Annotated in this window: 15 protein-coding genes; 8 read left to right on the forward strand and 7 right to left on the reverse strand. The window is 47.8% G+C overall.

Going from position 1 to position 13,165, the window contains the following annotated elements; translation table 11 throughout:
- Positions 1 to 192 precede the first annotated feature (192 nt).
- The gene (locus tag L865_RS0108305; protein ID WP_028772802.1) at positions 193 to 615 is read left to right on the forward strand and encodes a YybH family protein; all 423 of its coding nucleotides are present in this window, start codon (positions 193 to 195) and stop codon (positions 613 to 615) included.
- Here L865_RS0108305 and L865_RS0108310 read toward each other — a convergent pair.
- Positions 612 to 1,382, reverse strand: coding sequence for an NRDE family protein (locus tag L865_RS0108310; RefSeq protein ID WP_028772803.1), 771 nt, complete (start codon positions 1,380 to 1,382; stop codon positions 612 to 614). The two genes, L865_RS0108305 and L865_RS0108310, sit on opposite strands and share 4 nt — an antisense overlap.
- A 78-nt stretch (positions 1,383 to 1,460) precedes the next feature.
- Positions 1,461 to 3,059: a hypothetical protein gene (locus L865_RS0108315; protein WP_028772804.1), complete on the reverse strand. Its 1,599-nt coding sequence runs from the start codon at positions 3,057 to 3,059 to the stop codon at positions 1,461 to 1,463.
- Between the two features lie 301 nt (positions 3,060 to 3,360).
- On the opposite strand from L865_RS0108315, the gene L865_RS0108320 reads away from it, so the two are divergent.
- Positions 3,361 to 3,960 (forward strand): YhgN family NAAT transporter, encoded by a 600-nt coding sequence (locus tag L865_RS0108320; RefSeq protein WP_028772805.1) that lies wholly within the window; start codon positions 3,361 to 3,363, stop codon positions 3,958 to 3,960.
- Between the two features lie 85 nt (positions 3,961 to 4,045).
- The gene (locus L865_RS0108325; RefSeq protein WP_028772806.1) at positions 4,046 to 6,217 is read left to right on the forward strand and encodes an MGH1-like glycoside hydrolase domain-containing protein; all 2,172 of its coding nucleotides are present in this window, start codon (positions 4,046 to 4,048) and stop codon (positions 6,215 to 6,217) included.
- Here the strand turns inward: L865_RS0108325 and L865_RS0108330 are convergent.
- The gene (locus tag L865_RS0108330; RefSeq protein WP_028772807.1) at positions 6,214 to 6,789 is read right to left on the reverse strand and encodes a chorismate--pyruvate lyase family protein; all 576 of its coding nucleotides are present in this window, start codon (positions 6,787 to 6,789) and stop codon (positions 6,214 to 6,216) included. The genes L865_RS0108325 and L865_RS0108330 overlap by 4 nt on opposite strands.
- Positions 6,790 to 7,021: 232 nt before the next feature.
- On the opposite strand from L865_RS0108330, the gene L865_RS0108335 reads away from it, so the two are divergent.
- From L865_RS0108335 to L865_RS0108345, 3 genes are all read left to right on the forward strand, one after another.
- Positions 7,022 to 7,399: a flagellar basal body-associated protein FliL gene (locus L865_RS0108335; protein WP_372847462.1), complete on the forward strand. Its 378-nt coding sequence runs from the start codon at positions 7,022 to 7,024 to the stop codon at positions 7,397 to 7,399.
- Between the two features lie 73 nt (positions 7,400 to 7,472).
- Complete coding sequence (gene rlmF, locus L865_RS0108340; RefSeq protein WP_037470850.1) at positions 7,473 to 8,624, forward strand: 23S rRNA (adenine(1618)-N(6))-methyltransferase RlmF; 1,152 nt, start codon at positions 7,473 to 7,475, stop codon at positions 8,622 to 8,624.
- A gap of 345 nt (positions 8,625 to 8,969) precedes the next feature.
- Complete coding sequence (locus L865_RS0108345) at positions 8,970 to 9,341, forward strand: hypothetical protein (protein ID WP_028772810.1); 372 nt, start codon at positions 8,970 to 8,972, stop codon at positions 9,339 to 9,341.
- Between the two features lie 7 nt (positions 9,342 to 9,348).
- Here the strand turns inward: L865_RS0108345 and folM are convergent, their stop codons facing one another.
- The 3 genes from folM to folX all read right to left on the reverse strand — a co-directional run bounded on the left by folM (position 9,349) and on the right by folX (position 11,166).
- Positions 9,349 to 10,056: a dihydromonapterin reductase gene (folM, locus tag L865_RS0108350; RefSeq protein ID WP_028772811.1), complete on the reverse strand. Its 708-nt coding sequence runs from the start codon at positions 10,054 to 10,056 to the stop codon at positions 9,349 to 9,351.
- Between the two features lie 78 nt (positions 10,057 to 10,134).
- Positions 10,135 to 10,770, reverse strand: coding sequence for a GTP cyclohydrolase I FolE (gene folE / locus L865_RS0108355; RefSeq protein WP_211237692.1), 636 nt, complete (start codon positions 10,768 to 10,770; stop codon positions 10,135 to 10,137).
- 27 nt (positions 10,771 to 10,797) lie between these two features.
- Positions 10,798 to 11,166 (reverse strand): dihydroneopterin triphosphate 2'-epimerase, encoded by a 369-nt coding sequence (gene folX, locus L865_RS0108360; protein WP_028772813.1) that lies wholly within the window; start codon positions 11,164 to 11,166, stop codon positions 10,798 to 10,800.
- A 116-nt stretch (positions 11,167 to 11,282) separates the two neighbouring features.
- Between folX and L865_RS0108365 the strand changes: the two genes are divergently transcribed.
- On the forward strand, positions 11,283 to 11,732 hold the full coding sequence (locus tag L865_RS0108365; protein ID WP_157577495.1) for a GNAT family N-acetyltransferase: 450 nt from the start codon (positions 11,283 to 11,285) through the stop codon (positions 11,730 to 11,732).
- A gap of 7 nt (positions 11,733 to 11,739) precedes the next feature.
- On the forward strand, positions 11,740 to 12,234 hold the full coding sequence (locus L865_RS0108370; protein ID WP_028772815.1) for a GNAT family N-acetyltransferase: 495 nt from the start codon (positions 11,740 to 11,742) through the stop codon (positions 12,232 to 12,234).
- Positions 12,235 to 12,259: 25 nt separating this feature from the next.
- On the opposite strand, the gene L865_RS0108375 is transcribed toward L865_RS0108370, so the two are convergent.
- Positions 12,260 to 13,165 carry a helix-turn-helix transcriptional regulator gene (locus tag L865_RS0108375; protein WP_028772816.1) on the reverse strand — a complete coding sequence of 302 codons (906 nt, stop codon included), beginning with the start codon at positions 13,163 to 13,165 and terminating at the stop codon, positions 12,260 to 12,262.

A 13,165-nucleotide genomic window follows, 5' to 3' on the forward strand; every position in this document is an offset into this window, starting at 1 on the left:
GTTAACGAGCTTAACCGTAGAACAACTATGCTCTTCACTCGTTGCAAGCCACATGGATGTGGTGAATGTCATTAATGCAGGAGCATTTAAGGACCTTACCTCAGTACCGCTAAACTCTCGCTGAGTGACTAAATGTTTATACTGATTGGTATAAGGTATAGTACACTTAAATTCACAATAGTGGAGAAGCTGATGATTAAAAAAGCAATTGGCTTGTTTGTACTCTTTATCGCCGCCTCGGTGCAAGCGGTACCTAGCGATGATATTGCTGAAATATTATCTCAGCAAGAAGCGGCGTGGAATCGAGGCGATCTCGATAACTACATGCGCGGCTACTGGAACAATGAAAAAATGCGCTTTGTGTCAGGCAATAAGTTCAGCTACGGCTGGGAAAAGACCTTGGCGGCTTATAAGAAAAACTATCCTAATGCCGCGGCACTAGGGCAGCTCCAGTTCACTATCGAAGAGACCAAAATGCTGAGTAATTATGCGGCATTAGTGGTGGGACGTTGGGAGCTAAAACGCGCCAAAGACAACCCTAATGGCGTGTTCACTTTGTTAGTGGAACGCATCGATGATCGTTGGGTGATCACCCATGACCATAGTTCTGACTAACCCGAGACATGTAAAACATCAGAGCCCAGTTGACGGCCTTTGCCGTCGTAACGTAACTCCATAATATCGACCTGCTGCTTAGCATTGCGCAATACAATGCTGGTGGCACGAGTGCCATACTTCGGATGCTTGATGTAGATAGCTGACAATAATCGTTCCCACTCTAGCGCTACACCCGTTTGTGGCAGATCCGCATCGGCAGCACGGCTTTCATCTTTCATTAGCATGGCAAGTTGTTGCATTTTAGGCGCGCTGTTATCACGTAGTAGCCCGCTAACGTAATCCTCTAAGGCTTGGGTGCCTTTGGCCATTTTCGGCCACACATCGTCTAACTCACCATTGCTAATAGCATGAAATCCAGGGCTAAGCGGGCTGCTGGTTTGGCTGACGCTGTTATAGCACATCAGCTGGTCGTGTTGTTCAAAAACTAGATTGAATGGATTGTATTGCTCGCTGTGCTGCGTCAACCACATCTGATCAAATGGCTGCTGAGAATCGAGCGCATTAAGTACCAGATCGCCACGACTACGCATATCTTGCTGCTGTAATTCAGGAGCGCGAATATTGGTAAGGGCGGCAAATTCCCCTTGCTGATTGACTCCTAACCACGTGCCGCCGGCTTCAAGATCTTTACCTGCAATAATGCCTTGTGGTTGTTGCCATAAATGCAGGCCTTGGGTGGGACGATGATGAAACTCATCACGGTTAGCACAAACAATCAACGGGTAGTCAGGATGCACCTGATAGGCGACAAACAGTATGCACATACGTAAGGTCTCATTGCGGGGCCGATAATGGTCAATCTACTCGGCCAACCGCATAAGATCTAGTAAAAGCTGCAACGGTTAATGGTGATGCTGACCTTTTTCTTGGCTATGAGAATGGCCATGCGAATGACCATGTGAGTGGCCGTGGGAGTGATTACCATCATGATCATGGTGATGTGCTTTGGGTTTCCACAGCATAATTCTAGCCATAAATTTTCTCGGCCCTAGCCTGAGTAAACTTGCCGCAAACAGGCTTGCTAACAGGATAACCGCGATCAAACTGATATTATCAGGCACCGGCAGTACGATGTGCCAGTTTAGTTGCATTAACTCAGTGACAAAAATGCCACCGGTTATCAGTAAGCTGAGCAATGCAATTTGCAACTTCGACATCAGCTTGAGCTGAGCGAGGTTAAACACCGGCGCGGCAATCAGAGCCACCATAACAGCGGCATTACTCCAGCCACTGTATGCTAGGGCCAGTGCTAATACCGCGCCGCCTAAATTACAAAAACGCATCGGCAAAAATAGCGCTAATAATACTGCCACCTGTACCCAAGGGTTTGCCAAGGGCACAGAGGGGTGGCCAATCAAGTTAGCCAATAATAGGCTTAACACAATCCACGGCGCACTGCGGTCAACTAAATGGGCAAAACCAAATCGCCAGCCTTGAGCCGGTAAATGCAGGTGTGGATCGGTGGGGGTGACTTTAGCCATCGTCAGCATCGCCCCCATGAGCATTAAAATCAGCAGTTGCGCCAGGGCAAATTCAGGGCCAAGCAGCAGCGCGGTGATAATTAGGGCTTCCGGACCGAGCAAGCGTTGCAACCATTGCAATGGCAGATGCTTACTTTGCGGTGATAACCCCAAGGTAAATCGCAGCGCTGCAAACAGATAACTCAGTAACAGTACCGGTGCGATGGTCGTTAACCAGCCAATAAGCTGTTCAGTGCTGTGATCGTGATGGTGGTGTTCGTGGCCGCCAGAGTCCACCAATAGCAATAACGCCAACAAACCTAATCCAAGTAGGCTGCCAATACCGGCTTGGTACTCATATTTGCCTTGGCGGTCATCAATTTGTTGTCCGTGGGGCTGATGCAATACCACATGTAGGATAGAGCCTGTGACAAAAGCTTGTAGATAAACCGTGTTGTCCAAACTTAGGTGAGTAAGTAATTGCTCACCTGCAAAGTAGCCTACACCGGTAAGTGCCATCATTGACAGTAAGACCACCCAAGCCCAGCGGGTGCCAACTTGTGGCTTTAATAGCCACCAAATAGCTAAACCCACAGGCAAGCGATGCAGAATAATACCGAGGGCTAATAGCGTGGATGCGCCTTCTTGTTGTGCCAGTACCATTGCACCACCGTCGGTGATGGTATGCAGTAGTAAGCCGCCAATACCTAAAGTGAGTGTTAGGTTGTGAGTGACTTCAGAATATCGATGAAATAAGCGTTCGCTTAAGGTCGGTCCCCAAATGCCGATCATCACAAATACAATGGCCATAAAGCCGCCGTGTTGCAGCAGTTCTGGCAAAATGTGTACGAGTACTAAGCCGCCAAGCGAAACAAAAATAAAGCCATCTAAGCCTTTATGCAGTCCAGCTCCCGTTGTGAAAAAACGGTAGAACAAAGGACCAAGCAATAGTGCGATACAGCTGGCAACGAGATATAACATGGGCAATATAAGTGAAGGAGCCTAGGGAAGCGACAGAGTATATCATACCAATTGTATTTAGTTCATGAGCAATTGGGCAGCCTAATGGGATTTACATTCAAGTTATTGAACCGCGTTATCCCTGCAAGGCCGCTGGTGAGCTCAATAAACTTGCGCTGAGGCTAGGCTAAGCCACAGGCTTTTCTCGACAGCATTTTGCTACAAATGCTAATGAATTTGTTGTAAAAGTTGGCCTATGTAATGATTGTTACGCTGAAAAGGTTATACAATATAGTTTTTACATGTGACAAAAGCTTTCGCCATGGAAACTCTTTCTGCAGCAGTGATGCTGTTTTTAATTATGGACCCGCTAGGCAACTTGCCCATTTTTGCCTCAATTTTACGTCATATTGAGCCGAAAAAGCGTCGTAGAGTGTTAATACGCGAACTGCTCATAGCATTAGTGATTATGCTGCTGTTTTTGTTTGCTGGTGAAGCCATTCTTAATTTTCTCAATTTACGCTCTGAGTCGGTTAGCATTGCCGGCGGTATCATTCTGTTTTTGATTGCTATCAGAATGATATTTCCACAGCCAGGTGGTGTTGTAGGCCTCGCCGCAGGTGAAGAGCCCTTTATTGTGCCGATGGCGATTCCGCTCATGGCCGGTCCTTCTGTGCTAGCTGCGCTGATCTTACTGGCACACACAGATAGCACTAGAATGGGAGATTGGACTATCGCCCTGTTTGCCGCTTGGGGCGCGAGTGCAGTGATTCTACTTTTCTATAAAGTCTTTACTAAGGTGCTCGGCGAAAAAGGCCTGACAGCGGTAGAGCGCCTAATGGGTATGGTGTTAGTTATGCTATCGGTGCAGATGTTCCTCGACGGTGTGGCTAACTATATTGCTCATACGGGGCAAGGCTAACCGCATCGGCTTATTTGCATAATGCTTGATAGTTTGCAATTATTGAATATTGTATCCAACGTATTTGAATAATTGATTATCCATTATGCTAGCTACTGTTATGCTCTGCGCCGCCTGCACATTGGCGCCAACGTCGATTGATACCAACCTGCTGGATTACCAAGGCACGCCGCAGTCGATGGAGCAACGGGATGCTAAAGGCAATTTGCTTATCCCAGCCGTTTACACCGACTTAGGTGCTTGGCACGGCTTTCACTTACCGGCTGATGAGGCGGACTTTGGTGCGTTTACGGGGCCATTGATCATTGCCCAAGAATACAGTGTCCATTTTAGTGATGCCCTACAAAGGTTAGCGCTTGTGGATAGGCTTAGTGGCAAAAGCTGGTCGTTAGCTAAGGCGACTAAACAGCATATTTACAGTGTCTCTGGCAGTTTAGTACAAGAGTTTCAGTGGCCAACTTTGACCTTGAAAACTCAATTACAATTTAGTGATAGTCGCACGGCCGTGGTCAGTACAACCCTGATTAATCGCAGTGATACTCAGCAACAGTGGCAACTGCGCTGGCAGGGGCAGCCATTCGATTCACACCCCAACCTAAAAGATTACCAGCTTATCGCTGCTACCGAGAATGTTGGCAATGGTGTGCGTTGGCAGCTCAATCCAGTCCGCGAAAAATGGCAACTGATGTTGGCTGATGCCCAATATGAGCTGTTATTTGAGCAAGCCACAGACATCAAGATCAATAACAGTCAATATCAAGCCAGTAGCCAAGTGATCACGTTGGCGCCTTTGGAGCAAACCACATTACGCAGCGCTCAGCGTTTCTTCCATACCCAAAAAGCGCGTAAGGCGGCAGGGGTGTTTGACTGGTCTGGGGTTGATGGCTCATTAGATGCAAATCATAGCCGCTGGCAACAACGACTGGCCAACCTCAATCGTGGTGGCAGTATGCTCGACAAGCGTATGGCCGCTAAAAGCATGCAAACCTTAATTCATAATTGGCGCAGCCCGGCTGGGGCGATTATTCATGATGCGATAACCCCGTCCATTACTTACAAATGGTTTAACGGAGTTTGGGCTTGGGATACTTGGAAGCAAGCGGTGGCGTTGGCCCAGTTTGACCCCCAATTAGCGCAGGCCAATGTTAGCGCGATGTTCGACTATCAGTTCGACCAACATGATAGCGTGCGGCCGCAAGATGCTGGCAATCTACCCGATGCGATTTTTTACAATCAAGATGATAACCGAGGTGGTGACGGCGGCAATTGGAATGAACGTAACGGTAAGCCGCCACTTGCCACATGGGCTGTCTGGCAGATCTATCAACAAACTCAAGATTTGGCACTGCTGCAGCGTTTCTACTCTAAATTAGTGGCCTATCATCAGTGGTGGTATCGCAATCGGGATCATAACGGCAACGGATTAGTTGAATACGGCGCGAACGTCCATCCCATGCATGTAAAGCAAGGCGTCATTGATCGCCAAGCGATTATTGAAGCCGCCGCGTGGGAGTCAGGTATGGATAATGCCCCCCGCTTTGATGACAGTGATGATCTGCAAATACTCAGTAATGTAGGTATCGGCCCCGGGGCAACGGAGCCGCAATTGCTAGGCTACTCTATTTCACAAGAGTCGGTAGACCTCAATGCATACTTGTACGCCGAAAAGCAATGGCTAGCACAAATCGCCGATCTATTAGGACAGCAACAACAAAGCCTCCAATGGCAGCAACAGGCGGCCACGCTGAAACACAAAATTCAGACACAAATGTTTGACCCACAGAGTGAGTTTTTCTATGACGTTCGCTTTAATGGCGAGCGCAGTTGGCGTTTAGTTGAGGCCGGTCGTGGCGTAGAGGGCTGGGTGGCATTGTGGGCTGGAGTGGCTACAGACGCGCAAGCGAAACAGATGATTGCACGTTATGTTAATGAGTCGGCTTTTGCCACTAAAGTGCCGTTTCCCACTGTGAGTGCTGATAGCCCAGCATTCGCGCCGAGCCAGTATTGGCGAGGACCCGTGTGGCTCGACCAAAGCTACTTTGCCTTACATGGGTTAGCGCGTTATGGATATGAGCAGCAGGCCAAGCAATTAGCCCGGCAGCTAGTCAGTGCCGGTGAGGGCATGCAAACCCAGCAGCCGATAAGAGAAAATTATCATCCGCTCACGGGTGAAGGTTTGCATTGCACCAATTTTAGCTGGTCAGCGTCAGTGCTGTTGTTACTGTATACCGACTGGTTGCATCAACAATCGCACTAGGCTTGTTGCGGCAGGGCTTCAATTGCAGCTTGTGCGGCTGGCAGGAATATTTCGCTGACAATCAATTGGCTGTCATGGTGTTCAAAATAACGTCTACGACCCCATAGTGGTTGGGCGGCATCCTGTTGCAGTTGCTCGACTAGGGCCGCCAGCTTATTACAGGGAGTAAAGTGGCAGGCTTCAATATGTCCTGGAGTGAATTGATCGCTGGTAAACAGCAATTCGCCAAGGGGACGAGTGCCTAAGCCCATAAAGTCAGACTGGCTTTGCGACATTAGCTCTGCCGGGATAAGCGTTCGGGCAAACACCCAAGGGGTGCCATCAAGGCACAGCAATACTTCACGTACCCAAGTTTGTTGCTGCTGTGGAAGCTCACCGACTAATGGCATTAAATTGCCTTCACCTAGCACTCTTACCTCAAACTGCAGGCATTGCTCACGCAGTTTCTTAGTGAGACTGCCGGTGCTCAATAACCATTCTCTAAATGCTGATGCAGGTAGTGGGGCGATTTTTTCCGGTGTATACCATTGAACTGCTTCTCCGTAGGGGAAGCTTAACCTAGTCACGCTCATTCATTTCTCGGTACAATGCTGGCAAACTGGAGCAGTTTATCATGTGTTCGCCCTTTCTCGAAAGCAAAGCGATGGTTTCGATGCTTACAAATCAATGAGAATTGGCATAGAACAACAACAGAACAGGAAATATTCACGCACCTCTGTCATAATTGGCGCAGTGAGTGTGTTCAGCGTGCCAATTTAGGAGTTATTGTTAGGTATGAAAAAGTTAGTGTCACTGTGGCTCGTTATGGCCCTGAGCATTTTTTCTGCATCTGTCTCTGCTGAAGACGAAGAAAAGCTAGATACCTATGCTTATTACGGATTTGAGCCAGAAATTGTCACCAATTACATTTCAAATCGAAAGAAGCTTGGTTTTGTGCGCATTGGCGTGGAGTTGATGGTGAAAGATCCTGAAGATCTAATTGCTTTAGAACGCCACGATCCACTATTGCGTGCCGCCATTGTAGAAATTCTTGGTTCGCAAACCGAGGACAAAGTGAAGTCGTTAACAGGCAAAGAAGATATTCGCCGCGAGTGTTACGACACCATCAATAATTTGCTTGAAGCCGAAACGGGCAAGGCTATGGTGGTTAACCTGCTATTCACTAAGTATTTATACGATTAATATTGCCTAGGCAAACTGCGGAGCTACCTAGGTGGCTTCGTGGCTGTTGTCATGGCCTTGGGTAACCCAGCTTATGAGCAAACCGTCGCGGCACAGTTATGTGCGCACCCACCCATCAGAAAAAAAACACGCTGATAAACCGACTAAAGCGGTTAAACCTCAGCCTGCTAGCGGCAAGCGACAGCGTCAAACTCAAGGTTCAAAATCCAGCGGCAAATACCTTGCTCAGCATCAAATCATTGCGGCTTATCAAACGGGTTTGCACCCGCGCAATATCCATCGACAAGATTACGATTTCAACGCGCTTATTAAGGCTTATGCACCGCTGAGCGCTTATGTTCGCCCGAATCCGTACGGTAAGCTGTCAATCGACTTTGCTGATGCTGATGCAGTGAAACACCTTAATGCCGCCTTGCTAAAGCATCATTATCAAATCGATGCTTGGGATATCCCTGCGGGTTTTTTATGTCCGCCTATTCCGGGGCGGGTGGATTATCTGCACTATTTAGCCGATTTACTTTCGGCGCAACCGCTTGATGGACAAAATGTCCCAACTATCCCTAAGCGATTGTATGGAAACAAAATTAAGGCGTTAGATATCGGCACTGGGGCGAATGGTATCTATCCACTGTTGGGGATTAGTCAGTATGGCTGGCAGTTTGTGGCTAGCGATATTGACCCACAATCGGTTAGCAATGTGCAGCAAATTGCAGCCGCTAATACCAAGGTGTCTCAGTCGCTCGAGGTGCGCTTGCAGCAGCAAAGCTCGAAAATTTTTTCCGGTATTATCGGCGCCGATGAACGCTTTGATATCACGCTATGTAATCCACCTTTCCATGCATCGCTAGCCGAGGCCAGTCAGGGGAGCCAGCGTAAACTCGCCAATTTGGCCGCCAATCGAGCCGCCAAGGGCCATCAAGCCAGCCAGGCTACCTCTAAGCTTAATTTTGGTGGTCAAAAGGCTGAACTCTGGTGCGATGGCGGCGAACAGCGGTTTTTGCTTGATATGATCGCTGAGAGCAAGGCCTTTGCAACGCAATGCTTGTGGTTTACCAGTCTGGTTTCTAAAAAAGAAAACCTAACGGCGTGTTACAAGGCACTCGACAAAGTGGCTGCCGTCACGGTCAAAACCATCAATATGACCCAAGGCAGTAAGTTGACGAGGGTGTTAGCATGGACGTTTTTAGATGCTAAGCAGCAGGCGTTGTGGGCAAAATACCGTTAATCAGCATAGGCTGTTGATGTGATACCAATCAGTATAAACATTTAGTCACTCAGCGAGAGTTTAGCGGTTCTGAGGCAAGGCAACGAGTGAAGAGCATAGTTATTCTACGGTTAAGCTCGTTAACACAGCATCAAAATCGCTAAAACTCGCCATTCTGGCGCGTTTTTGGCTACCTACTTCTGCGTTGAATAACCTCACAAGGGAGCAACCATTGTTTCAGTTATTCGCCTTGAATTAGTTTGCCAAAAGCGCGCTGAGTAGATCAAATTCTTATACTGATTGGTATGAATTAACCGGGCTGTGGTACAGTTGAATTTAGGGATTTTAAGCAGCGAGTAAGGATATATGAGCAGTCCGTTAGGTGGGTATTATTTGGCGGCAGCCAAGCGTCAACAAACACTCAAATGGCAACAGCAGCAGCTCACTGGTATAGCGTTGAGGTTGCACTTTTATCAACACAATCAATGCCTATTTAGTGAAACTGCTACGCTTAATATCGGTGAAACCGTGACCCTATCAGATGAGTTGATGACAATCACATGTCGAACTCAGCTGTTGGATTCAGGTTTACTGCAGCTTGATAGCGAAATCCACAGTGAACGACTGTTGCAACCTTTGCAGCAGCGCTTAATGTTATCTCCTAATGTGAGCAGCAGTAGCCATTTAGCCGATGATGACCAATTTAGTCTCAGTGCCGAAGCTAAGCCGACCGCGTGATATGGCGCTACTTAAGATGACGCCCACCATCAAGCGGTAATGACCGACCGGTAATGTAGTGACTGCATAGCAAATACTGGATGGCGTCCCACATTTCATGTTCACCGCCAACTTGTTGCATGAGCGATTTATTGCGCGCTTTTTGTTGGTATTGCTCGCTGTCTCCTTCATTGAAACAGATCAGCGCCGGTGCAATGCTATTCACTTTGACTTTGGGTGCCAATAAGCTTGCAAATGACAGGCTCATATTCTCCATTGCGGCTTTACTTGCAGCATAAGCGATGTGTTTTTTACTCCCTTTTTCAGCAACATAATCGGTAATGTGGATAATATTACTTTTCTGCTCAGCGGCTTGAAGTAACGGTGCGACGGCCAAATTGATCTGATAAGGGGCACTCACATGCACCTGCATCATAGTGGCCATAATGTCGCTGTTAGCCAGGTCTGCGTTGTCAGGTAACCATAGAGAAGCGTTATGAATAACGCAATCTAGCTGTGGGTAGGCGGCCAAAACTTTTTCAATGAAGTGCTGAATTTGTAGATTGTCGGTAAAGTCACAACAATATAAGTCTGCGCCAGATTCAGCTAAGGCGTCAATGCTAGGGTAATGGCTCCGATACGTGCCAATGACTTGCCAGCCTTGCTGGATAAATGCGTTGGCGAGATAGAGGCCAATGCGTTTGCCCACTCCGGTGATGAGAACCGTTTTTGTCATCAAAACTCCATCGATTATAGGTTGTTGCATGTTGTAACTGAGCCTTATGTTAGCGAAAAATAGCGCAGGCCAACATGCCTAGGCTAAAAACTCCGCTCGTGTATCGGGATTAGTTTTAAAACTCCCGCCGAGTGCGGTGGTTTGTGTGGCCGACTGGCTATCCATGATCCCACGTGATTTGACACAATAATGAGTGGCTGTAATGGTTACCGCGACATCTTGGGTATCCAGTAAGGTTTGCAGCGCCAACAGAATTTGCTGGGTTAAACGCTCTTGCACTTGGGGACGTTGGGCAAAAAAGCGCACAATGCGGTTGATTTTAGAGAGGCCCAAAATCGATTTGTGGGGAATGTAGGCCACTTTCGCGAGACCATCAATGGTTATAAAGTGATGCTCGCAAGTACTGGTGAGGCTGATGTCACTGACCTTGACCATTTCATCGAGGCCCATTTTATTGTCAATTTGGGCAATACTGGGAAAGTTGTCGTAGTCTAGACCTGAAAATATCTCGTTAACGTACATTTTGGCGATACGGTGCGGGGTTTCGCACAGGCTGTCGTCGTTCAAGTCTAGTCCCAAAGTGGCGACAACATCGGTCATTAGGTGTTTGATCTTCTGATATTTTTGTTCGCTATTGAGCTCACTAGGCTGAAGTGGCGTTTCTAGGCCTTGGGCAATAAGTGCTTGTCTAACTTGCTCGGCAACTGGCGACATAATGGACTTCAAATATATTGAAAATGGTTATTGGCGCTCGGCTAAATGACTTTCAAGGGTGAGGGAGACTGAGTCGGCAAACCTTAGCGCGTGGGGTTTATCTACTTTGACTTGGCAATAGCGCACCCACGGATGCTCACAGCCAATGGCCAGAATGTCTGAGACCAACTTTTCCAATAGTAGAAACCGCCCCTCTTCAACGTGTTGAATCACCTTCTTGGTGACGGTCTTATAGTTAAGCGCGTTAGCCACATCGTCAGTTTGGGCTGACAGTGAGGCTGGATAATGAATCTCTATGTTGATCACCACATCTTGTTGTTTTTCACGTTCTTCGGGATTAAAGCCGATAAAGGTGCGCAACCTTAAATTGGTGACATTGATTTTTGCATTACTGATGCTCATAGTAGTTCCTTCTCATTTTCAATCTGATACGTTGAAAATACGAATAAGGATCAGTTTGTTTTCTTGGATAGCCATGTCGCCAAAGAAGGCATTACGCTGGAGTAATCTGGATGATTAGAGTTGCCACAGACCAAGACTTAGCCGCCGTTTTGGCGTTGTATCAGGAGCTACGTCCGCAGGATCCGCTGTTGACCGAATCGCAGGCAAAGCAAACTTGGCAGCAGATGTGCGCAGACCCTCACTGTCATGTTGTCGTTGCCGAAGTAGAGGGCCAATTGGCGGCCAGCTGCGAGCTGACACTCAACATTGGCCTTACCAACGGCGCACGCCCGTTTGGGATGATTGAGCACGTTATCACTGCCAGCGCGTTTCGTCGTCGCGGTCTGAGCCAACAAGTATTGGGTTTTGCGATTGAGTTAGCATGGCAATTGAACTGCTATAAGGTGATGTTGTTATCTGGTGAGCAGTTGCACGGTGCCCACCGTTTATATGAGTCGGTCGGCATGCAAAGCGGCATAGAACGTGGGTTTGTCATTAAACCTCCACTTTCTCAAACATAGGGTGACCATGAAGTACGATTATACGACCTCACGTTTACAGGTGCGCCATTTGGCTCAAGTCGAGGTTTGCGCCAATTTGCTTGATGATATTGTGGCAACATTGACACCTGAAGTTGTTAGGGACTTACCTAATGCCTTTAAGGGGATTGATGACCGAAAAGCTGCGCAGCAGTGGCTAGAGAAAATCAACCAAGATGGTGAACTGCTCTTGGTTTATAGCCGAGCGACTCAGCGATTGGTCGGTATGGTATTTCTTTATATACAGCCAACTTACGCGCACATAGGCTATTTACTGGCTCAGACTTGTTGGCGCCAAGGCTTGGCCACTGAATTACTGTTAGGCTTGATTGACCAATGTCGGTGCGAAAGCCCTTGGTATCGGCTCGTAGCTGGGGTCAGCGCAGATAATCTGGCATCAATTAACTTATTGGAAAAATTAGGCTTTGTATTGGATAACACTCAAGCTGACGGAAGTTTGCACTACCAGCTCAGCCTGAGTTGATCCACACGGCGTTGGTCGAACTCGGTTATGAAGGGGTCCAGATTAACTTGCCGCAGTCGGTTAAGTCATATCCGCCGAGTGTCGCCGCCAGTTGTTTGGTTTGGGTGCTAGACAGTAGGTCGAATAACGCTTGTAGTTGACGTCTAAAATAGATGCCTTGTGGCATAACAAAATCAAATGATTCAGTAATTAACGGCACAAAGCTCAATCCGCTTTCCATGGCGACAGACTGACAACCAAACCCAATGTCTGCTTCGTTGCGAGTAATAAACCCTGCCAGCTCCCGTTCACTATGGGCCGTGACCGAAAAGCTCAAATGGCTTACCGCCGCCCCTTGTTTCATCAGCCAATGTTCCAAATGCTGTTGACTGCCTGCACCGTCTTGGCGGCCAACCCAGCGCCAGGGCATGCTGACAATTTTATCTTCTTCTTGGCAGCGTTGATGCATGTCGGCACGCATCATTAAGCCTTGTTTGCGGGTGTAACCGTGTACCATCACCCATTGTTGATGATTGGCGTAACCTTTAAGCAATGCGGGGTGTCTGACGTTGCTTTCTTCAACACTGCCCCAGTGCAAGGTACACACATCAGCGTAGCCGCGCGACAATAAGTCCAGTCCCATTCGCGAGCCTGTGGCACTGTAACTGACTAAGTCACTTTTACCGATACGGCACATTAATCGGGCGACCAACATAGACAGCAAAGGATCGTCACTGCCGGTGATATGCATACGATCGGACAACATGCCGCTGTGGCAAGAATCCATCACCCAGCGATCAATTAAAATCTTGGGAAATAACCATTTACCTGTAACTTTAGTGGCAGGAAGAATGCGGTCATTAGCCATGGCATAGACTTTTTTCTCATTGAGATCTAAGTACTCAGCAACTTGTTTAGCGCTCATGTAGATCAGTTCACTGGGCTCTGTCAT

It is taken from the genome of Shewanella waksmanii ATCC BAA-643, from assembly GCF_000518805.1.
In the GTDB taxonomy this organism is placed as follows: domain Bacteria; phylum Pseudomonadota; class Gammaproteobacteria; order Enterobacterales; family Shewanellaceae; genus Shewanella; species Shewanella waksmanii.